The sequence below is a fragment of the Vibrio sp. M250220 genome, assembly GCF_036533795.1.
GTDB lineage: Bacteria > Pseudomonadota > Gammaproteobacteria > Enterobacterales > Vibrionaceae > Vibrio.
Genome location: NZ_JATABI010000025.1, coordinates 19824 through 40958 on the forward strand (window position 1 = coordinate 19824; position 21135 = coordinate 40958).

The following is a 21135-nucleotide window of genomic DNA, read 5'->3' on the forward strand; positions in this document are numbered from 1 at the left end:
AACTTCCGTGAGGTACTATCTTGTATCTTAAACGATTTCTAAGCTGCCTGTGCGGCAGTGAACATAAAACATCTCAAACAATCAAACAAAAACAATTTCTAAGCTGCCTGTGCGGCAGTGAACATCTCCGAAAATCTCATCAACCATCACAGAAATTTCTAAGCTGCCTGTGCGGCAGTGAACATAAAATTCCATAAGAGATACCACCCTCTATGTTTCTAAGCTGCCTGTGCGGCAGTGAACAATCTTTTTGTGAAGAGTATGCAGGTGTTGATTTTCTAAGCTGCCTGTGCGGCAGTGAACAATAGAATAAACCAATAAAAATAAGCTGCAACAGGCTATTAGGATAAAAATTGTCATTTTACCTTGTTAAAAACCGCCTGCTGCAACCATTTGTATTTAAAGTACATTTTTAAAGAGTAAAAATAAAGGGTAAAACTACCTTTTTTCGTTCAATTTAAAAGTGCGGTACGGTAGCCAATACTGACTGCCCATGCCTTTTGCTGCTCAAACCATAGCAATCGAAGCTCCCATCTTGTGATGTACTTTGCTGCTGCATCTGAATAAACAGCGGAAACTTGCTGTTTCTTTCTGGTGAGCGTTGCTTGGTTTGCTGGCTATGCAAGTAAATAAAGGGCAAGGAGCACAAAGCTTTCGGCTTGCTTTGTTGCAAATCCGCTAAACATTCCACCAGCGGTTTACCGGATTTTGCTGCCCATAGTGCGGCCTTTTGCTGCATATCCCGCTCAATCCGCTCAGGCGATTTCACCTGCTTGCGTACAAAACTGACGTAAGTTACATCGCTTGGTACGGGTTTGACCCCTTTGATGTGCACATAGTCTTCTAGCCGAGTTAGCCAGCGGTGGATATCCAACTTTTCCAATGTCGCTTGCTCTTTTGCAAAAAGACGCAACTTACTGCCAAGCGGAAACTGCGCTTGACGATAATCAGGAAAACCGACCGCAACCAAAGATTGGTTACTAGCCACTTTGTGCTCCACCAAAGCAATATGCACCTGTTGAAAGACGTTTTGCCAGAGAAAGCCCAAGGCAATGTCGGCATCTGGCAATAGAGTGATCTCTTGGTAGTAGTTCATGACAACTCCTTATTCACCAAACACACCACCGCGGATCAACATCGCCATGACATAATGTTGCGACTCCAACGATGGTGTTTTCCCTTTTAGTAGCCACGCATCTAACAAGTTATAAAAATCCGTTTTTTCCTTTGGCTGGCGATATGCTGCGCCACGATTCGTGACTGAGCCGTAAGGTTCTACGGCAATCGCGCCTATTTCATCAGCTTGCGGATGCCATGTATCAATGGTTCTTAGGGCATTGCCAATTTTTTGCGAGTGCATTGCTGCCTGACCGTCAAGTTGATATAAAAACTTGCTCTTATCACCTTTACCTGCCCCCATTACTAACTCTTGTGAAGGGAAAACCGTTTGACCTTGCCCTAATTGGCTATAAGCCTCGACTTTGATCAATGCATGACGCTCAATCAAACCTTGCTGAATAATTTGAGCTAACTCGTTCAGTTTTTCACCGCTGTCAAAGTCTCTTAAACTAAACTCGTAGCTATCGAAGCTAAATTGCTTTTCACCCACGCTCACGACAACTTTAACTTGCTCAGCGCCAACGCGATTACGCCATAAAAAGCGCCCATTTGCGATATTGTGGGCATAGCGCTTTGCCAGCTCTTTAAATTCCGTTTCTATTTGGTACTGCTTTACGATCTCACCGAGTGCCGCTTGGTAAGCAGGGTTATTACAGGTAGACGGCACATGTAAACCACTTAATATACGTAGGGTGAAAACTAATTTAAGCGTGTCGCAATTATGAGGTAATGCGGCGACATCAACGGTTTGTAAATTCGCTTTTGATACTTCGGCATCTAATTTTGCAGGGTCATTGGCCGTTGCCGCCTTTAGACGGTTAGAAATCGTGCCTCGAACGGCTTTTTCACCCACGAGAATAGGCAGCCAAGTGGCTTCATTCATATTGCCCGCAAACATTAGTGCATCAGAAGGGAGTAATTTCGCTTCAAAAGCCAATACCGAAGGCGTTGTTAGTTTTACGTCTGCCATAGTTAAATCTCCATATTCTTAAAAATCATCTGGGTTAAACGCCGCTTCGCTATCGATGAAGTCAGGCTCAATGATGGGTTGTATAAAGTTATTTGTGGTCGCAATGTACCAAGGGTGATTGTCCACGTAATGCCATAGTGCAGTTTCGATGCTTTGCAGGCGGTGTACGCTTAGCCACTCCCCCACACTGTATGTTGTTTCAGCAAAAGTCACAGGTACAGTGTTGTCTCGGACGTTGGCCACTTCGCCAGATGCATATAAGGGGGAAATGGCACAATATCCTGTAGCAATTGGTACTAGATAGCCCGGCTTTGGCTTGGCTACATAGCTCCATTGCGCTTTGATAGCTGTCGCCTCTATATCGCGATTTTCTTCAAATTGTTCGGATTCAGTTTGACTGGCACGATAGGTTAACTGAGCAAAATCGCACCATGCATCGAATAAACAAGCATCATCTTGTTCCGCTTTTAATTGCTCATAGTGCTCAGCAAGATAGTCATGGCGATCGATAAGCACAAACCCCGGCATTAAACGGCGCACTGCATAGGCTTGCTTTTCTTCGGTATTTAACAGCTCGCAAGATTCAAAGCCGAGTATTTGCCCACCTGCCAACCTTAAGGTTGGGATCAACTGATTAAGCTGAGCTTTAAGCTCGGCTTCTGTGAGTGTGTCGCCTGCCACTAGCCCTTTGACTTCAACCAATAAAGACACTTGCATGTTCATGCGGCCTTCTTCATTAATCGGGGCCGTTTTACCTTGGTGAGAAAGCGGGTTACGTGTTAGTGCAAAAACAAAATCTCCCCACCCTTTGGGTTGACGAGCATGGACTTGATTTTTGTGACTCACTACCACGACACCACCTAAATGAACATTCAAGATTGACGGTAACTTCCTAGAAAGGGCATGTGCGAAACCTAAAAAGTTGGTGATTGCTGGAAAACCATAGGTAAGCCCTGCAATGGCGTTAGCGTTTTGCACATTGAGCTTTTTGATTAATACATATTGGCTCATTTTATTGACCTCCCCATTTTGGCGTGTGCCGTTCAAACGCTTTTAACTGCTGAAAACACAATTTTTTGAAGTAGTGATGCTCTTTGTCTCCTAGGATATAGACATCTTTGTTTTCTAACTTTCTCAGCAACCAAGTGGCAAAATCGTTGGCAACTTCCTCTAACCATTCACCTTTTTCGCGCTCTGCTTGAAACGCAGGGTGACGATTAAATACATCAAGCCACAAACGATGTGCTTTTTTCATTTTGGCTGAAGGCTCTGTCGACCAGCCTGTTATTTCGGTTTGGTTTTGTAGTAAAGCAGCACGTTCAAACATGGTGTCTAATATGGGCTGTGTGTACCAGAAGTCACGCTTGTAACGGGTTTTAAAGTTACGGTCACTGTCCTTTGAGTTGGCTAAAAATGCTTTAAACTCTTTAATGTGTTGCGCAGTTTGATAACTGAACTCTCGATTAAAAAAGCTAGTGTGTTGCGCTGGTGATGTGATCTGGGCTTGGTACGTAGGCGGCGCACAATTGAGTAAAAAACTTTGCCCATAACGCTCGCTATTTAACTGCGAGATATTTTGTGGCTTTGAGCCTCCAAAATTCTGAATAGCAGTCGCGACAAAACTGACAGAATCTTGTGGGTGATAATGCCCTTTTTTACGCGCTTCTTTTATTGCTTTAGCTTCATCGCCAAAACGGGTTTGAGTAATTGCATTATGCAGTTTATGGGCAAGCGCTGAAGAGGTTAATGGCACTAATAAGTGATATGCCTGTGCATCTTGGTTACCTTGCTTCACTGGGTAATAAAGCTGCTTGGTTAAAGTATGCCCGGCGAGTTTTGCATCGCCCAGCGCTTCGTTAAAGCCCGATTGCCATTCGTTTAACAACCACTCATCTTGGGTAAACGGTTTTAAAGCACTAAGGTGATTCGCTTGTAATTGTGTTACTAAACTTTCGCCTTTTACTTCTATCTTTAACAATTTTGCCACATCAAGAGCAGCCGCATTACCTACCGCATCAATGGTTTTTGTTTTAAGGCAACTTGTTGTTACGTAACTGCTATTCACCTCATACTGTGTCACTAATATGCTGCTAGCTTTAGCATCACTGTGAGTAAATTTTGCAGCGTGAGTTGCCAAACTGATTTGCTTGGCACGTTTTGCTGCATCAGTTAACCAGATAGCAGGTTTAAACGCCTCTTCAATTGGCGTTGCTTGCTCTGCATAATCGGCTTTAGCTTTTGCTATCTCAACCGGATCGTCGCTTTTATCGAGCACTTTGTTTAAGGCTTTTAAAAGTGGCTCGAGCTTAGTTTGCTTGCGTTGCTCGATATAATCGGCAATGGCATCGCTCAAGGTGTTGTCCATTCGTCTTCCTTCGTTGTTATATCCTGATAAATACCCAGTTGTGGGTGCCAACTCCAGGTAATAGATTGTTCATTTTGTTCTGCCCGCAAACTCACTTCGCCGAGTTGTTCACTGGCCCGTTGTAAGGTTGAATTAAGTGCATTAGCGTAATGCTGGTAAGTATCGAGCACACTGTGTGAAAACCACCAATGACACCCTTGTGCTAAAGGGGGGTTATCTTGTGTAAAACGCGTTTCTTTGCTGACGTAACAATACGGTTTTTTGCTGGTATCAAGTTGGCTCCAACATAGCGCCTCATCTTCGACGCGCAAAACAAACGCTTCTTGTGGCTGCGATTGTCTGAATTCCGTTTGGCGAATAAATTCGGCATTCCAGTGGGCATCATGTGGGTGAGTTGAGCGCCACCAAAGGTTGGCTTCTTTGTCGTTGCGGTAAAACTGCTTTTGATAATTATCTCCGCCTATCTTTTCTAACGTAAATCTAAGCGCTCTATGCTCTTGTACCAAAAAGTTCGTCACTTTATTGGCTTGTTTACCAGTGCTGTGGACGTCAAACATAAAATCTCCACCCTTGAAATTAGGCTCAGTGATTCGCGATATCGCCGATATATTTTCAAGCTCCGTATCCAGCAAATGATTAAGATCGTGCTCAGCAAGCGGCAAGGCTTTACTTTCAAAACCGGGTTTACAATAGGCCGTTGATTCACCATTCAGAGCGCGAATATTCTGATTCAGCACATACAAATTATTATCGCTTGGCACTTGTTGGCGGTGGCGTTGAATACGGCCTGCCAGTTGGATCAATGATCGCATTGAGCTTGGCTCAGCTATTGCCCAGTCATAATCGTGGTCACGTCCAACTTCTACTACCGACGTACCCATGACCACAAAAACTAAGTTATTTGCTTTGCTGGCTTTTAATGCCTTGTTAATTTCTGGCTGCTGCCAAAGATCACTCTCATTATGTCGTGACAATATATTATCGAGGCGTGTTTCTTTATAAGAGCGAAGTGCCAAAGGATATTGAGAATGGTACACACAATAATATATTTCATGATCTGGTATGGCTGGCATCGCAAGCAGTGCTTTTGCCGTGGTGACCATCGGATTAATGTTTGCCAGTCGCACGACCCCTAGCGACACCTTTTTACCACATGGGCTTTGTGTATGGTGCGCAGCGTGTAGTCGATGCATGTTGGTGTAAATCGTCTGAGCGACTTGTTGATACACGGAACTCGCTTTAGCTGGCTCTAGTTTAATAATCTGGCCTTTCCTCAACACTTTCTGCTGTTTTTGCAGTTTTGCAATGCGTTTATCTACATAGATTTTGTGTTGCTCAAGGTAACTGTCTTTGTCACTGATTTCTTTTGTTATACTCGAAAACTCGTCAATCCATGCGCACACCACAGAGCCATTTTGATTGTCGCCAAACTGCGCTTGATTAAACTGTTGCCTTCCACTTTGATAGGCATCAAATAGATTTTTAATCAATGCTGGTGGCAAGGTAGCCGATGACAGTAGCACTCGAGAGCCAAGCATCCCCGCCCAGTTCACCAACCGGCATAGTGCTGGTAAATCTTCTAAACCAAAGTCATCTGGCTCGTCGAGCACTAAATCGGAGGTTAACAAACGTAGCATAGGTGCGATCTGCTTACCGCCACGCTTACTTTCAGTCGCTGGCATTAAATGATCTATCGTACTGACAACAACAGGAGCACTAACTAGCTGCTCTAGCTTGGGGCTACTACTTAGCCAATGCTTGAGCCGACCATCGTAAATTTGACCTTGGTAGCTAACATAAAGGTCAGCAAATAAGTCATCCGCCGATTCACTCCCAGACCCAACGATTTCTTGTTCTTTGCTTAACTGATGAAGGGTTTTTACCGCTTGAGAGCCAACAAGTACCGCCAATTCATCATCGCCTAATTTTAAAAGATCTCTGTAGGCATCTCCCGTTTGTAAAGTGAGCGTTCTCAATCCCAATGCTACTGAAAATCGGCAACCCTCCCTTTCGTCAGCCAAAGCGTACATGATACGAGCATTTGCAATGGTTTTACCGCAGCCAGTTGACGCCATATTGACTCCAAAAAAACCTCTTTTTTCGGATTCTTTTGCAACCGTTTTAATTTCGCCAAACGCTTTATCTTGCCAACGATACTTTGCTTGTTCGGCACTTTTAGTAAACAACCTGTGTTGCGTAATAGCGGGCAAAGTCATTTTAAGCGCTGGTAAATTTTGAATAAAACGCTGCGTATTAGACGCTACGCCAATGTTGTGTTCATCAAGCTGTTGCTTCGCCGAACTTTTTCCCGAGCTTGCTGTTTTATCTGTGTTTGCAATAGGTTGGTAATTTATGTCACGCCATGCCGTTTTACATTTTTCAATAGGCAATGATGAATAATAGTGGTCTGCCAGCATCAAACTCATTCGCGCAATATGGGAAACAAAGCTTTGGCCTAACCAATCTGAGTTCTTAGCGCTAAAAATCGGATTTTTTAGTGCTCTTATCGCCAGTTTTTGTGCCTTATTTTGCCAAGTACGGCTTAATAAAGGTGTGCCAAATTTAAACAGCCAGTTTTGCGTAACCGCTTCTGCACTGTAAACATTTAGATCAAGGGCATTCGCTGAATTCCAATGGCTGGAAGCGCATGTGTTTAACCATTGATCCATTTGTTCTATTCGTGATTCGCAACGGTGATCTAAGGGCAGTCTGTGGTGTGACACCACTAACCAAGCGACAAGCTTTGCCAAAGGCGATAAATGCTCAAACACACGTTGTTGCTTTTCGTGATCCTTGCACAGGTTTCTGAGCATAGATTGCTCTAACTCTGCCGCTTTTGTAGCAGAAAGCGTTGCCAATTCTGTGAGCCAAGCTTCATCTGCTTTACCTTTGACAAGGGCTTCAAATAACCTCAGTGATACCCATTCATGGCGATACGGTTCACCTTTTTGCTTGGTTTTTCCGGCTAGTTTAGCTTGAAATAAGTTGTTGGCTTTACCGAAGTCATGAAACAAACCTGCTATGCTTGCTGCCAGCAATATGACTTCATTAAGCTGCCACCCTTGTTCCCATTCTTTGTGTTCAAGATTTAGCGCGGTTCTATTGACTGGTACCACACCTTCCAAAGTAAATTTCCGCCTATTACCCACTACCCACAAAAACTGGCTGCGCGAGCGGGAGCGGATCCAGTGACAACTCACTGCAGTGCTGCGGCTGGCGGTTTGGCGCAGCATTTTTTTCACCGTGAGTAACCCTTCTTCGGTGATGAGGGTTTGCCAGGTGTTATCACCAATTCGGTTAGCGAAAGCATCCAGTACACGGCGGGTTTTCTTGAGAGCGTTTTTCTCGCATTGACTCACAAAAGTGACCATCATAATTGGTGTGCCTCGCGCTTTTCTTCCTCTTTGCCTTGCAACGCGACGTGTTTCACTGTGTCGAACATGAAGTCGAGCGCTTTGTGTTCGATGAAGGCTTGCAGAATTTGTTGGCGGAACTCTTGTTCTGTGGCGTTTTCTTTGGCGCAAACAAAAGCCCACGGCAGCACAATGGCATCTTTGATTAAGTCCGCGACATCAAATACCAAAGCACCACGGCGGGTTTTGCCATGCATGACGGCAAAACCGTGCGGAATGCCCAGCACCCACAGGCAGCTTGCCGCAAGCCCGTAGGCTAAATAGTTGCCGTGATTGAGAAAATCGTTGGCTTTGTCGGTGCATTTTTTATCCGGCTGATGCTGACGCGTAAAGCCTTCTTTGCCTGTGTTATTGGCGGCGTACTTGTACAGAGCTTTGGTGAGTTGCGCTTCAGTGAGGAGCAGATCGGCTGGTTTACTCGCGGCTTCAGTACGTTGGTGAAAGGTATCAAGGGATTGCTTGATGACTTCATCTTGTAGATTAAATTTCTCATGGGTTAATTCTCGATCGGAGCGCCAAACACGCTGCAAATAATCAATCCGTGCGTTTTGAAATTGTTTGGCGGCGGCCAAGCGCTTTTCATCATCAAACCAGAATGAGAGCCAGCCTTGTAAGTATTCTGTTGGGCGATATTCGCTCTGTGGCGTGAACCATTCCACCTCGCAAGCCATGTGCAATGGCGTACCGCCGCCGCCACAAAATCCGACCAATACGCCAGCCTGTGAGAGCATGCGCATTGCGGCTTGAGTAATGGAGGTGCCGTTGCCGAGCATGAGTACGGTAGTATTGGCAATCGGAATATTGAAGTAGAGGTTTTCTTTGTCGGCTTCGGTCAAATAGAGCACGCGGCCATCTTTTTGCATCACACGGCAATATTCCAAGTAATACATATTGGCGCGCTTTGAGTGTAGGATGACTTTAAGATCGGAGGATGAGAGATCGTCCATAACTTGCTCCATGTTTCACGGTTATGCATACACTTTATGTGATTGTTGCTAAAGCTCAATCCTGCACATTTATTCAGGTAAAGTGACTTTACCTAAGCGTCCCTTGCCCTCGCTTTAACGTTCAAATAACCAGGGTTTGACGTCACGTGGGTTAAGCAAAATCAGTTGTTGGGCTTCTGGCGTGCCTTCGAGATAGTGGGTTTTTACTTGCATCTCTTTGAGTAGGTAATCGACCAATGCAGCGCGCGTGGTTATGCGCAGTTGTCCGTTTTCCATTTGGTAATCGTGGGCGATGACTTCTTTTTGCTCGTCATTTAAACGTGGATCAGGGGCGAAAATTAATACCACCTGCGTATTCCAAACCAGATCATCCTCTTTGGTGTGCTCAGAAGCATCGAGTAACTCAACATCACCGCGGCAGCGGCTTAAGACCAAATCGCGATAGCCCTGCGATTTTTCACAATAACCACGAACATGCCAACGCAAACCAGTTTTAACCAATGTATGGGGGTGGAAAATTCGCCCTTCCCATTCGGGATTGGACAGTGACACATAGCCAAGCTCAAGGCGTTTTTGCTGACGAATCGCTGCCGTTAGCGCTGCAATCACCTGTGGTGCAACATAACGCTGTGGAACGGAGCTGTGCTCACCCAGTGCTGCATTGAATGATGACTGAGGTGCATAAAACTGACCCGTGCTGAACCACTGTAAATAATGCTCAAGCGAGTGTTTGGGGGCTTCAAAGAGATATTGCGCGCTAAATTGATAAGGACCAGACACCATCTTCTTTAACCGTTCAGGATGTTGCTCTTGGTAGGCTCGGATATCCTGATAGGCTTGTTGGCGGGTAATCGAAAACTGATCGACCAGATCTTTGTTACGAACATAGCCTTGCCACACGGCAAGCATTTCTAAAAATCGATGCCGTTCTTGAAGAGTGTGTATGGTCAAGCTGTATATACCTATCGTCTAACAATGAGCATAACATAGCATAATCAATAAGATGTGTTCATGATTATTTCGACATTACACATCGAAAATCACAATAATGGAATGAGGGATATCGAGCAAGGAATGTATTTCAAAGTATAACTTTGAAAACGACTGCAACTTTGCTCCAAAGCCATAATGGAGAATTTTAGAGTGGCACAACTTTTACTGAAGCATTCGAAACTGGATGCACCATTCGTTGAGTTAGAATTGGTCTTAAAAGGAGGTAGAAGGTAAGCTTCGTTCCTTGCCGACTGGCTAAAGCGAATCTAGCCATTATTAAACGTTTCTATATCTTCCCCTATCGTTAGCGGAAAACATGCTTTGCTATTGGTCGAGGTCATGAGGCTAGGTGAAGTATGATATCTATCGGCTGGTCACCAATATTTCTATTGGTGTACCAATTAAAACTTGACTAAGCTTAGTTACAGGATTAAATCTTTTCTATACAAAGACTTATTGTCGCATTTAATCGCAAATGGATATTGAAATGAATGCAGTCTACCTATTGACCAAGGTCAGTGCCAAACCATCACGTCGGGTGTTAAAGAAAGCGGTTCTTTTTGCTCTGGCATCCAACAAGTCCTTGCGTATCTACGCTGAAGACTACAGGCGCAGTGAGGAGCACACCTTTCTAGACTTTCTCCTTCACTCTGAAGAAAGTTCTGTTCGTTACGATGATTACTTTATGCAGTGGTGTGACTCTGTCTTAGAGCAAATCGAAGAGATTCGAGCAGAGTATGAACTGGCCGCACTCGAAGTAAATTTCGAACTACTTTCGGGCAGTAACTGGGAGAAGCAACTCACTCACCAATGTCAGGGATACAACGATCTGTTTCTTATTGATTACGCCAAAGGCGTACTGGCACCACAGATACTTAGAAAGCTCTCTAGTCAAAGTAACGACATACTACTGCTGACCGAAAAAAAATGGTCACAGAAATTGAAGCTCGCCACCGCTATTGACCCACTTCATCGTGGGGACAAAAACGCCGAAATTGATAAAGCGATTATCAACCGCAGTATAGATATTGGCTCTAGACTCAACGCCAGTACCACACTCGTCTACTGTCAGTATGTCGCACCTTATCTATATCGTTACTCAAAAGAGATTCTCTCCAACCAAAAGCTAGCGATACAAGAATTTCTCAATCTCAATAAGTTTTATCAGCTTCCTTTGCGACTGATTGAAGCGAACCCAGAAGAAGGGTTGCCTAATGCGGCAATCTCAATCGACGCTTCTATTTTGGCAATGGGGGCGTGTAAACGGACCGCGTTGTCTCGCTATTGGTCTGGTAGCACCGTGGATGTTCTGATAGCCAACCCGCCATGTGATTTATTGCTTATCACCAAGTAGGCAACCTAAAGCACGATGGCAAAGCCTACGGATTAACCATAGCGATCATTGCTATCAATACGATTAAAAAACGCCAAAAGAGCATGGTAACTCTTTTGGCGTCAACTCCGTTTAGGCTTTTTTCGACTCTCTAACGATGGTGAGGGCACCATCTAGATGTATATCACGTTGTGGGTAAGCGATTGTTATGTCGTGCTGTTTGAACATAGCGTCAATCTCAAAACGAATATCGCTGGTTACTGCCCGAACCTCGCCTTCTACCTGTGAGTTAATCCAGAAAAACGTTTCAAAGACTAATGCGTTGTCTCCAAAATCCTGGAAAAAAACCGCAACTTCAGGGGTTGAAAGTACTTTGGGTTGGTTGATGGTAATATCACGCATTAACTTCTCAACTAACCGAACATCACTTCCGTACGCCACTCCAACAATGACTGAACCTCTTACCAATTTATCCCTCAGAGTCCAGTTAATCACCGTATTTTCAAGCAGTTTACTGTTAGGAATCAGCATATGAACCCCATCAACACGTCGAATTCGTGTCGAGCGAGTGTTAATTTGTTCCACCGTTCCTTTTGCCCCTTCAACCTCCAGAAAGTCACCAATACGAATCGGTTTTTCACCTATCAATATCCAACCACTGATAAAGTTGTTAATGATATTCTGCGCACCAAAACCAAATCCAATCGCTATAGCACCGGAAAGAAAGGCAAATGCGGTGATAGGAATGTTCAGCATTGATAACGTGGTAAGGAAAATAACACCAAGTGCGAAAACAAAGAGCACTCGCTCGATTAAGTGCACAATATTTGGGTCCTTACCCGATGATGTTAGTTTTGCACGAACGCCTTTTATGAGTAACTTAGAGACCCATAAACTGACCACAACCCAAGTGGGTACCGCCAGAATAGCCCATAGTGTCACTGGTTGATCGTTAAAGGTAAAAAGTGTCATTTCCAACCAAGAAATTACCCTTTCCAACATACTCATCCCTCTTAGTACATCAACTATTTGTTTTGTCGTTATCTATATCATGAACTCATGATTATCGCTGCGGGGTATTCGTATGCGCCATAACAACTTTTGCTTTGGCGCAATCAAGCACACTGGCCGACAGCTTCTTTATTATCGTTGCGTTTGTCTTTACTAGCTTGGCTGGCGTTAATCTTTTTTACCGAATCAATGGTGACCACTTCTTCTGCGGTAACGTTTTTCGAGTTACCTAGGAATACACCGCCTTTTTGAATCGTAAACTCTCCCGAAGAAACCTCACCTTCTAGGCGACCGTCACCCAGTATCTCAACACTCTTGGTGTACACTTTGCCACGAAAATGGCCATTAACGACCAAACGATCCGCTTTCACTGAACCTTCAACCGAACCAGTTGCACTGATAGTCACGGTTTGGTCTGTCTCAATACTGCCTGTGACTCGGCCATCTATTTGGATATTACAAGTAAGTCTGAGTTCTCCGCTGATGTCGGCTCCGTCAGCGATGACAGTCTGTGTGAGGTGGCGATTCGATTCTCTATTTTGTTTACTAAATAATCCCATTCTATGTCCTTATTCGATTCAAAAATCGCGGCAAAGTTATTCATTTCCCATTGAGTAAATGGCAGTGGGTCAAGGGCGCGTCCTACCATACGGATCTCATAATGGAGATGGTAACCCGTCGACAGGCCAGTATTTCCAGACAAACCAATCAGGTCGCCTTTTTTAACGTATTCTCCAGGCTTCACTTTGAAAGCTTTTAAGTGGGAATACGATGACGTAAAACCAAATGAGTGAATGATGCGCAGAAAGTTACCTGAGCCCTGATTACTCTTGCGTGTCAACTCAACTACACCATCAGCAGGTGCGTAAATTGGCGTACCAATATTGACAGCATAATCTATACCACGGTGCATAGATCGCGTCTTTTTCACTGGATGAGTACGCGTGCCAAATGTAGACGACAAGTAACCAATTTTCACTGGCTTGCCGCTGGGAATTAATTGCAACATCTGGTGACGAGCAGCGGTGCTGAGTGCGGCGAGATCGGCGCGCTCACGCAATTCTAACTCTCCATCCGGCAGTGACATCGCTTTCTCTATTCCACTCAGTTTCTGCTCGACATACACCAGCTCTTTCTTGAGCGACTCAGCATCTTGAAGCTGTTGTTTCAATTGTTGCTCTTTGGCAACCAATTGCTGCTCAAGCCGCTGGGTTTTATCTGCCAGCTGCTGCGCTTGATATTGAGAGTCTGCAACATTAGTTAGTTGTGTCAACAGTACAGTGACCAGAGCGCCAAACACCAGCACAGCGAATAATAAACTGAGTTTGATGCGACGAATAGTTTGCGGCGATAGGTTTAGGAATCGAGTTCCCGTTACACTAGAGACCGCCACTGTAAAATTACTGGATTTCATAACGTCAAAAATACAAGGTGTTACATTCATTTGTTCTCAAGGCTGGCAATTCTAGCAATCTAATTCCTCTAAATCAGATTGGAAGGGCAAATTCGTTGACTCGATTCCAGTCTTATAAAATCCGTTTAATATCAGATTTAAACTTGTCGCCTATTGGCAAGCATAGCTCCGATACTGTGCCAAGTTTATTGCTATACCGCTTTTCTACGACACTAAATTTTCACCAATTTCAGCTTTATCATTTTAATACGATACGTATAATCCCTGCTCAATTTCTTACATACCAAGTAAAGAGTATCTGCATGTCTAAGCTGTTTTTTAAAGGTCGAATCGAAACTCGACAAAATCACGTACTGTCAGGCTACAACGTTAATCGTACCATCAAAGCAGGTACTGAAGAAGCACCGATCAATATCGTTGTTCCGACAGAGTTACGCAAACAAGAAATCGAGACCATCACTCAGGAGCATTCGATTGTCGCTAACATCACTGTAGATGAAAGCCAAGAGGAAAATACGATCGAGCTAGATACGCTCTTGAACAAGGCAAAAACAACGGTTTTCGAAAAAAACCAAACAGAAACGACCTTTGTAGTTGTGGTAGCGGCAAAAAATACAAAAAGTGCTGCGCTTAGATTGCTAATACCGCCCTCACGCGGCGGTATAACGCTTATAAACCTCCAACCTGCCTATATTGACGCCTAAGCCCCCTAGTTGCATTGACTTACGCATCAAAGCCTATGTTTAAACCTCAACCTTATAATTTAAATAACTTATAACCGAACTCGCCAACATCGCGCGTAGGAATAATCTGTGTTTTCATTAAACGTTATGATATTTCCATATAATAGCGTTAACATTACGGTTAATTACTATTTGAATTATAAAAGCCATGAAAAATATGATATTACTCGCAAGTATGTTAAGTGTTCCTGTATTGGCTACGGATGAGTCTCCTCGGTTTTTTATTGGACTAAAGGGCGGATACCAATGGGCTCTAGACGATACTTACAATCAATCAAATCCAGAAGGAACAATCGTTGGTGTATATGGTGGATTGCAGTTTACTCCATCTTGGAGTTGGGATGTCGGCTATCAACATCATGAGAAATTAAAAGCTACTGCCACATCAGTTGACGTAAAAACTTGGTTAATAGAAAGTGCCCTGCGTTACGATTGGTATCTACAAGACAATTTGAGCTTATATGGTCGACTAGGCGTTGCTTATTGGGATATGGAAAAAACAATCAACTTATCTGATAAGCTCGAGGCCTCTGGTTTTTCTCCTCTCGGCGAGGTTGGGGTGCACTATCACTTTAATTCTAACGTCAGCTTATCAGCAGGCTACCAGTATATTGATAGTATAGGTAAGTTAAATACGGGAAGGTATGATAGTCAAGGAATGATTTTTGGTCTTATGTACACATTTGATGTTACAAGTCAGCCTACGTTAGTCGGGGACACTTCCACTTCTATGATTGAAGAAACTCCGGTTAAGGAAACTTCCACTGTTACCCCCCCCCCTCAAACGCTTGTTTTTTCGTCGAAAAACACGAGTGGATTATTTGATTTGGATTCTATTAAGCACAGTAATGATTTTATTGACCAGTTAGCTGAAGTTGCTGCAGTGTTAAAAACTTATCCCAACGCTAAAGCTGTTGTGGTTGGACACACTGACTCGACAGGCTCAGCATCTTACAATCAAAAACTCTCTGAATATCGTGCACAAACATCTGTCAGTAAACTGATTGAATTGGGAGTAGCACCGAAACAACTTGAATGGCAAGGAGAAGGGGAATCTCGACCTATTGCTGACAACAATACAGAAGATGGGAGAGCCAAAAACCGCAGAGTTGAAATTACTATCACCAATTTTAAAATTTAACGGGAAATTATGATTCAGTTTTTTAATAATTTTTTTACCCTAGTGGGCTTGACATTGTTGGTTGGCTGTAATTCTGAGGGGGCATTCAATTCGTTACCTCAGCCGTCAGTCGACGCGACAGTAATAGAGATTTCAGTAACTCCTTCACCTATTTCGGTGTTAAAAGGACGCACGAAACAGTTAGTGGCTCTGGCCAAATTTGACGATGGAACTGAATTTGATATAAGTGATTCTGTGACATGGGCGATAGTTGGAGATCCAACCATCGCATCAATTTCAGCTTCAGGTTTATTAACTGGTATCGCTAAAGGTAGTACCGCGGTCACTGCCATGAAAGGCGGCGTTATAAGTAATACGGTGAATGTCAATGTGTGTGATCTAGCTGGTGCATGTATTGATATTTTCGATGTCGGTAATGGAAAATTGTTTACCAACTCCCCATCTGTAGCTTATTTAGACAGTATTAATGTAGGTGCCATAACTAATGGAACTTATACTGAAAATGGGAGTTACGGCCCCACAGGTGATTTCTATCAATTCAACTGGGCTAACGCCAACGCTCTATGTGTTAACTATAACACCTATAGTATCGGTGGGCGTACTAACTGGCGCCTAGCAACAAAAGACGAGTTAAAAGTGGAGCTGTTTGATAGATTTGGTAACATGTTTACTGCGCATGGTTGGCCGACCTACCAAAGTTACTGGTCGTTTACGTCTGACGGATCTCTTTATTACGAAGTAGATCTTAACTCTGGTATCATCATCAGCATAAACCCAAGTGTCACGTTCTACGTATCCTGTATCTCAGAGCCTTAATTCACTCATTCAGTATAAAAACAAGAAAGTCGCTCATTAGGGGAGGTTTACAATGTGTATCTGACCTTCGATGCGACCAGCTTGCAATACAACATTGATCAGCAAGCGCCACTGCTTAAACAGTTAGAGCATCATGCAAATATACGGAGTCAGGCCATGAAAACACTTGGTCTGACCGCCGTTCAACAAGGTATTGAACGGCTGTTTAAGGTTCTGCCCGCTCAACTGGCAAAACAGATTAACCAGCAGTGGTTAACCTTGCATTCATTAGTTGATCAATGCCAGCAATATAATCATGAAAACGGGGTAAGCTCAGCGAGTTTTCATGAACTGATTAGTCAACTCAAACGCCCCGCCTCACACACCTATGTGGAAACGGTTGAATAAAATTTCAGCGTTATCCGGTTGCGGAATCAAGCGCAGATTCAAGCCCGACTCAATGCTAACCGCTTGGGCTAGAAGTCAGTCAACAAAACGACCAACGTTTCGACTGAGAGGCAACTTCCCCCTAATCACTCTGTAAACTCGATTTTTAGCCTTTACGCCAGCAATTTACCCACAAATGATTCAATATCCCGTATAATTTTTACTCAACAATAGAAAACCTTATCTTTCGTTGGTTGTTATTGGACGAGCAAAGCAGGATAATGTCGGGATCGGAATTTCAACACTATATAATTATGACCGAATATCTTTTGTTGTTGGTTGGTACTGTGCTGGTCAACAACTTTGTACTGGTGAAGTTTCTGGGTTTATGTCCATTCATGGGCGTGTCGAAAAAGCTAGAAACAGCAATTGGAATGGGGTTAGCGACTACGTTCGTTTTAACCTTAGCGTCAGTGTGTGCGTATCTCGTGGAGAGCTACATCCTTGATCCGCTCAATCTTCAATACCTAAGAACCATGAGTTTCATTCTGGTTATTGCAGTCGTTGTGCAGTTCACAGAGATGGTGGTGCACAAAACCAGCCCAACACTTTATCGCCTGCTTGGTATCTTTTTACCCCTAATCACCACCAACTGTGCAGTGTTAGGTGTCGCTCTGTTAAACATCAATGAAAACCACAACTTTATTGAATCGATCATTTACGGCTTTGGTGCTGCGGTTGGTTTCTCACTGGTTCTGATTTTGTTTGCCTCTATGCGTGAGCGAATTGCAGCGGCCGATGTACCTATGCCTTTTAAAGGTGCCTCGATCGCAATGATTACCGCAGGACTGATGTCGCTAGCCTTCATGGGCTTTACAGGTTTGGTGAAGTTGTAATGAGCTCAATATTAATCGCGATTATAGCCATTGCTGTGCTGGCGGCGGTATTTGGTGCCGTGCTTGGTTTTGCTTCGATTCGCTTCAAAGTAGAAGCCGATCCTATTGTCGATCAAATCGATAGCATTCTCCCTCAAACCCAGTGTGGTCAGTGTGGTTACCCTGGCTGTCGCCCTTACGCGGAAGCCATCGCCAATGGTGATGACATCAACAAATGTCCTCCAGGCGGCCAAGCGACAATAGAAAAACTGGCTGATTTAATGGGGGTGGAAGCGACAGACTCTGCTCATGACCTTGAGAATGCGGTAAAAACCGTCGCCTTTATCCATGAAGATATGTGTATTGGCTGTACTAAGTGTATTCAGGCATGCCCTGTTGACGCGATTGTCGGCGGCACAAAAGCGCTGCACACAGTCATTAAGGATGAATGCACTGGCTGTGACCTTTGTGTCGCACCGTGCCCAACTGACTGTATCGAAATGATCCCTGTAGAAACGACTACAGCGAGCTGGAAGTGGCAGATGGACGCCATTCCTGTTGTTGATATTACCGATTCTGCGCCAGCGCAGAAAAGTGTGAATTAAGGACTGGCATGTTGTCACTAATCGAAAAAATAAAATCAGGTGCACTTTGGAGCTTCCCTGGTGGTGTGCACCCAGCGGAAAACAAAGCTCAATCGGTCTCGCTGCCGCTGAGTCGCGCATCTGTTCCGGCACAAATTATCCTGCCTATCAAACAGCATATCGGTAAGCCGGGCAACCTTGCAGTTGAGGTTGGAGCTAAGGTTCTCAAAGGGCAGCCACTCACCAAGTATGACTCCAGCTTTATGTTACCTGTTCACGCGCCAACCTCAGGTACTGTGGTGGCGATTGAACCACGAACCACCGCGCATCCGTCGGGTTTAAGCGAAGTTTGTATCGTTATCGAACCGGACTTCACAGACCAATGGCAAGAACGCGAGGCTTGGCCTGATTTCGCTCAGCGAACGCCAGATGAACTGATTGAAAAGATCCGTCAGGCGGGTGTTTCCGGCATGGGTGGCGCAGGTTTCCCAACGGCTAAGAAAATTCAATCTGGACTTGCTCGTACTGAAATTTTAATCATCAATGCCGCTGAATGTGAACCTTACATTACCGCCGATGATGTACTGATGCGTGAGCATGCAGATGAAATCATCAAAGGCATTGAAATTGTTGAACATATTCTAAAGCCAACACTGACCGTGATCGGGATTGAGGATAATAAACCTCAAGCGGTTGAGGCCCTTCAGCAAGCCGCCGAAGATAAAGATATTGTCATCCGTGTTATTCCGACCAAATACCCTTCTGGTGGTGAGAAACAGTTAATTAAGATTCTGACCAATAAAGAAGTTCCTAATGGCGGTATCCCAGCAGATATCGGCATCTTGGTACAAAACGTAGGCTCACTTCAGGCTATCAAACGAGCCGTTTGTAATGGTGAAGCATTGGTTGAGCGTGTAGTGACGTTAACTGGTGATACCTTCAAGCAGCCTAGAAACGTCTGGGCTTTGATTGGAACGCCAGTTCAGGCTTTGTTAGATGAATTTGGCTACAAAGCTGATAAGAAGCTGCCACGCTTGATCATGGGTGGACCGATGATGGGCTTTACCTTGCCTCACGCACAGGTTCCTATAACTAAGACATCGAATTGTATTTTGGCACCAACGCGCAAAGAAATTTCGCCAAATCAATATGAGATGGCGTGTATTCGTTGTGGTCAGTGTGCGGAAGCTTGTCCTGCCTCACTTCTTCCTCAGCAATTGGTCTGGCACGCCAAGGCGGAAGAGTACGACAAGTGTGAAGAGCAAAATATTAAGGATTGTATTGAATGTGGTGCTTGTGCTTTTGTCTGCCCAAGTGAAATACCTCTGGTTCAATATTACCGCCAAGCTAAAGCCGAAATTCGTACTCGCAAAGAAGAATCTGAAGCGGCCGAACGCGCCAGAATTCGCTTTGAAGAGAAGAAGGCTCGTCTTGAAAGAGACAAAGCTCAACGTGAAAATCGCTTCAAGAAAGCGGCTGAAGATCGTCGTAAAGAGATGAAAAACAGCGGCGAAGATGATGCCATTGCAGCGGCCATTGCTCGCGTAAAAGCTCAGAAATCTGCTGACGCTGAAGAAGGTCAAGCGGTCAGACCTGCTGTTGCCGCTGCCATTGCCAAAGCGAAAGCTAAGCAAGCTGCCGCCCAACAACAAGGTAAATCTGAGCCAGACAACAGCGAAATGGCAAAACTGCGTGAAGAGCGTAAACGTCAAGCCCGCGAACGCAAAGCCGAGAAATCGCAACACGTCGAGGGCGCATCAGAAGATAAAAAGGATGCCGTTGCTGCGGCTATCGCTCGTGCTAAAGCACGTAAGGCGCAGCAAAATAGTGCTGAGACTGAGCTACCATCTGAAACACCTCCGGAACCATCTCAGGAAAGCACGACAACCGAGCAAGATCCTAAGAAGGCAGCGGTTGCCGCGGCTATTGCCCGAGCTAAAGCTCGTAAAGCACAGCAAGAACAACAAAAACAATTTGAGGAGAAAGAGTAGTGGCCTTTTTTATTGCCAGCTCACCCCATGCGCACAGTCGTAGAAGCACTCCTGATCTTATGAAATGGGTCGCGCTTTGCGCCCTACCCGGTTTGGCAGCCCAAACCTACTTCTTTGGTTGGGGAACCATCATCCAATTGATGATGGCAATTGTGATTGGTTTATCGTTAGAAGCCTTGGTGATGGTCGCTCGAAAGCGCCATCCTATGTCTGCCTTGAGAGACAACAGTGCGTTAGTCACGGCTTGGCTATTAGCCATCGCGATTCCACCTTTGTCTCCTTGGTGGGTGATTACTATTGGCCTTATCTTTGCCATCATCATTGCAAAACATTTGTACGGTGGTATCGGTCAAAACCTGTTTAACCCAGCTATGGTTGCTTACGTTGTACTGCTGATTTCATTCCCAGTACAGATGACCAGTTGGATCTCTCCAGCCGAGTTACAAGCCACACCGATCTCCAGTAGTGATGCATTATCGCTGATTTTTACAGGCCTAAATTTAGAAGGGCTGTCGCTGCAGCAAATTCGTAGTGGCATTGATGGTATTACCATGGCGACGCCACTTGATGCCTTTAAAACTTCACTTTTAGCCGGCCAAACGAGCAGCGAAGCTTTGAGTCAACCTCAATTTAGTGGTCTTGCTGGCATTGGTTGGGAGTGGGTTAACCTCGCCTATCTCGCTGGTGGACTATTGCTAATTAAACTAAGAGTCATTAATTGGCACATCCCAGTAGGTTTTCTGATCGGTTTAACGCTAATCAGCAGCCTATTTACGCTGTTTATGCCTGGCACAACCGCTTCGCCTATCGTACATCTGTTATCTGGTGCAACCATGGTTGGCGCCTTCTTTATCGCAACCGATCCCGTTTCAGCGTCTACAACAGTTAAGGGGCGTCTCATCTTCGGTGCTTTTATCGGTGCTATGGTGTTTATTATTCGGAGTTGGGGTGGATTCCCTGATGGTGTAGCGTTCGCTGTACTGCTTGGCAACATGTGTGTACCTCTGGTTGATTACTACACCAAACCAAGAACTTATGGGCATTAAGGTTACAT

General features: G+C 44.6%; 18 protein-coding genes, 1 pseudogene and 1 CRISPR repeat array (1 of these 20 cut by a window edge). Of the genes and pseudogenes, 9 read left to right on the forward strand and 10 right to left on the reverse strand.

The genetic code is table 11. The features are described 5' to 3' along the window. A CRISPR array of direct repeats spans nt 1–303; the repeat unit is 28 nt; unit sequence TTTCTAAGCTGCCTGTGCGGCAGTGAAC; it begins 3865 nt to the left of the window's first position. Nucleotides 304–457: 154 nt separating this feature from the next. The 7 genes from cas6f to QTN94_RS10425 form a co-directional block, all read right to left on the reverse strand. Continuing rightward, nucleotides 458–1096 carry a type I-F CRISPR-associated endoribonuclease Cas6/Csy4 gene (cas6f, locus tag QTN94_RS10395; RefSeq protein ID WP_331427600.1) on the reverse strand — a complete coding sequence of 213 codons (639 nt, stop codon included), beginning with the start codon at nt 1094–1096 and terminating at the stop codon, nt 458–460. A gap of 9 nt (nt 1097–1105) precedes the next feature. After that, nucleotides 1106–2089: a type I-F CRISPR-associated protein Csy3 gene (gene csy3, locus QTN94_RS10400; RefSeq protein WP_331417367.1), complete on the reverse strand. Its 984-nt coding sequence runs from the start codon at nt 2087–2089 to the stop codon at nt 1106–1108. 18 nt (nt 2090–2107) lie between these two features. Further along, nucleotides 2108–3100 (reverse strand): type I-F CRISPR-associated protein Csy2, encoded by a 993-nt coding sequence (gene csy2, locus QTN94_RS10405; RefSeq protein ID WP_331417366.1) that lies wholly within the window; start codon nt 3098–3100, stop codon nt 2108–2110. A gap of 1 nt (nt 3101) precedes the next feature. Further along, nucleotides 3102–4454, reverse strand: coding sequence for a type I-F CRISPR-associated protein Csy1 (gene csy1 / locus QTN94_RS10410; RefSeq protein WP_331417365.1), 1353 nt, complete (start codon nt 4452–4454; stop codon nt 3102–3104). After that, a complete protein-coding gene (gene cas3f, locus QTN94_RS10415; RefSeq protein ID WP_331417364.1) occupies nt 4439–7828 on the reverse strand; it encodes a type I-F CRISPR-associated helicase Cas3f in 3390 nt (1129 codons plus the stop codon). Before cas3f ends, csy1 begins: the two co-directional genes overlap by 16 nt. Then, on the reverse strand, nt 7825–8814 hold the full coding sequence (cas1f, locus tag QTN94_RS10420; RefSeq protein ID WP_331427601.1) for a type I-F CRISPR-associated endonuclease Cas1f: 990 nt from the start codon (nt 8812–8814) through the stop codon (nt 7825–7827). The genes cas3f and cas1f overlap by 4 nt, the downstream gene beginning before the upstream one ends. A 114-nt stretch (nt 8815–8928) precedes the next feature. Further along, entirely contained in the window at nt 8929–9723 is a 795-nt protein-coding gene (locus QTN94_RS10425; protein ID WP_331427602.1) for a WYL domain-containing protein, read from the reverse strand. Between the two features lie 571 nt (nt 9724–10294). On the opposite strand from QTN94_RS10425, the gene QTN94_RS10430 reads away from it, so the two are divergent. Further along, a complete protein-coding gene (locus tag QTN94_RS10430; RefSeq protein ID WP_240800967.1) occupies nt 10295–11161 on the forward strand; it encodes a universal stress protein in 867 nt (288 codons plus the stop codon). 111 nt (nt 11162–11272) lie between these two features. Here QTN94_RS10430 and QTN94_RS10435 read toward each other — a convergent pair whose 3' ends face one another. The 3 genes from QTN94_RS10435 to QTN94_RS10445 all read right to left on the reverse strand — a co-directional run bounded on the left by QTN94_RS10435 (nt 11273) and on the right by QTN94_RS10445 (nt 13565). After that, nucleotides 11273–12142: a mechanosensitive ion channel family protein gene (locus QTN94_RS10435; protein ID WP_331427603.1), complete on the reverse strand. Its 870-nt coding sequence runs from the start codon at nt 12140–12142 to the stop codon at nt 11273–11275. A 113-nt stretch (nt 12143–12255) separates the two neighbouring features. Continuing rightward, nucleotides 12256–12711, reverse strand: coding sequence for a bactofilin family protein (locus tag QTN94_RS10440; protein WP_331427604.1), 456 nt, complete (start codon nt 12709–12711; stop codon nt 12256–12258). Further along, the gene (locus tag QTN94_RS10445) at nt 12597–13565 is read right to left on the reverse strand and encodes a M23 family metallopeptidase (RefSeq protein ID WP_331427605.1); all 969 of its coding nucleotides are present in this window, start codon (nt 13563–13565) and stop codon (nt 12597–12599) included. Before QTN94_RS10445 ends, QTN94_RS10440 begins: the two co-directional genes overlap by 115 nt. Nucleotides 13566–13867: 302 nt before the next feature. On the opposite strand from QTN94_RS10445, the pseudogene QTN94_RS10450 reads away from it, so the two are divergent. From QTN94_RS10450 to rsxD, 8 genes and pseudogenes are all read left to right on the forward strand, one after another. After that, a pseudogene (locus QTN94_RS10450) lies at nt 13868–14199 on the forward strand (PBPRA1643 family SWIM/SEC-C metal-binding motif protein). Nucleotides 14200–14456: 257 nt separating this feature from the next. Then, nucleotides 14457–15449, forward strand: coding sequence for an OmpA family protein (locus tag QTN94_RS10455; RefSeq protein ID WP_331427606.1), 993 nt, complete (start codon nt 14457–14459; stop codon nt 15447–15449). A 9-nt stretch (nt 15450–15458) separates the two neighbouring features. Beyond that, nucleotides 15459–16265, forward strand: a complete 807-nt coding sequence (locus QTN94_RS10460) for an Ig-like domain-containing protein (protein ID WP_331427607.1) — start codon at nt 15459–15461, stop codon at nt 16263–16265. A 54-nt stretch (nt 16266–16319) separates the two neighbouring features. After that, nucleotides 16320–16652, forward strand: coding sequence for a flagellar export chaperone FlgN (gene flgN / locus QTN94_RS10465; protein WP_331427608.1), 333 nt, complete (start codon nt 16320–16322; stop codon nt 16650–16652). A 293-nt stretch (nt 16653–16945) separates the two neighbouring features. After that, complete coding sequence (gene rsxA / locus QTN94_RS10470) at nt 16946–17527, forward strand: electron transport complex subunit RsxA (RefSeq protein WP_006878603.1); 582 nt, start codon at nt 16946–16948, stop codon at nt 17525–17527. After that, the gene (gene rsxB, locus QTN94_RS10475) at nt 17527–18111 is read left to right on the forward strand and encodes an electron transport complex subunit RsxB (RefSeq protein ID WP_138973624.1); all 585 of its coding nucleotides are present in this window, start codon (nt 17527–17529) and stop codon (nt 18109–18111) included. The genes rsxA and rsxB overlap by 1 nt, the downstream gene beginning before the upstream one ends. Before the next feature lie 8 nt (nt 18112–18119). Continuing rightward, nucleotides 18120–20081: an electron transport complex subunit RsxC gene (gene rsxC / locus QTN94_RS10480; RefSeq protein ID WP_331427609.1), complete on the forward strand. Its 1962-nt coding sequence runs from the start codon at nt 18120–18122 to the stop codon at nt 20079–20081. Further along, on the forward strand, nt 20081–21127 hold the full coding sequence (gene rsxD / locus QTN94_RS10485; RefSeq protein ID WP_331427610.1) for an electron transport complex subunit RsxD: 1047 nt from the start codon (nt 20081–20083) through the stop codon (nt 21125–21127). The genes rsxC and rsxD overlap by 1 nt, the downstream gene beginning before the upstream one ends. The last annotated feature ends 8 nt before the right edge of the window (nt 21128–21135 follow it).

Excerpts from the sequence above, each read along its gene's own strand:
- QTN94_RS10430 (WP_240800967.1), top strand. The coding sequence starts at position 10,295 with ATGAATGCAGTCTACCTATTGACCAAGGTCAGTGCCAAACCATCACGT.
- csy1 (WP_331417365.1), bottom strand. The coding sequence starts at position 4,454 with ATGGACAACACCTTGAGCGATGCCATTGCCGATTATATCGAGCAACGC.
- csy3 (WP_331417367.1), bottom strand. The coding sequence starts at position 2,089 with ATGGCAGACGTAAAACTAACAACGCCTTCGGTATTGGCTTTTGAAGCG.
- cas3f (WP_331417364.1), bottom strand. The coding sequence starts at position 7,828 with ATGATGGTCACTTTTGTGAGTCAATGCGAGAAAAACGCTCTCAAGAAA.
- rsxC (WP_331427609.1), top strand. The coding sequence starts at position 18,120 with ATGTTGTCACTAATCGAAAAAATAAAATCAGGTGCACTTTGGAGCTTC.
- cas1f (WP_331427601.1), bottom strand. The coding sequence starts at position 8,814 with ATGGACGATCTCTCATCCTCCGATCTTAAAGTCATCCTACACTCAAAG.
- rsxB (WP_138973624.1), top strand. The coding sequence starts at position 17,527 with ATGAGCTCAATATTAATCGCGATTATAGCCATTGCTGTGCTGGCGGCG.
- csy2 (WP_331417366.1), bottom strand. The coding sequence starts at position 3,100 with ATGAGCCAATATGTATTAATCAAAAAGCTCAATGTGCAAAACGCTAAC.
- QTN94_RS10435 (WP_331427603.1), bottom strand. The coding sequence starts at position 12,142 with ATGTTGGAAAGGGTAATTTCTTGGTTGGAAATGACACTTTTTACCTTT.
- QTN94_RS10445 (WP_331427605.1), bottom strand. The coding sequence starts at position 13,565 with ATGAAATCCAGTAATTTTACAGTGGCGGTCTCTAGTGTAACGGGAACT.
- QTN94_RS10425 (WP_331427602.1), bottom strand. The coding sequence starts at position 9,723 with ATGCTTGCCGTGTGGCAAGGCTATGTTCGTAACAAAGATCTGGTCGAT.
- rsxA (WP_006878603.1), top strand. The coding sequence starts at position 16,946 with ATGACCGAATATCTTTTGTTGTTGGTTGGTACTGTGCTGGTCAACAAC.
- cas6f (WP_331427600.1), bottom strand. The coding sequence starts at position 1,096 with ATGAACTACTACCAAGAGATCACTCTATTGCCAGATGCCGACATTGCC.
- QTN94_RS10440 (WP_331427604.1), bottom strand. The coding sequence starts at position 12,711 with ATGGGATTATTTAGTAAACAAAATAGAGAATCGAATCGCCACCTCACA.
- QTN94_RS10455 (WP_331427606.1), top strand. The coding sequence starts at position 14,457 with ATGAAAAATATGATATTACTCGCAAGTATGTTAAGTGTTCCTGTATTG.
- QTN94_RS10460 (WP_331427607.1), top strand. The coding sequence starts at position 15,459 with ATGATTCAGTTTTTTAATAATTTTTTTACCCTAGTGGGCTTGACATTG.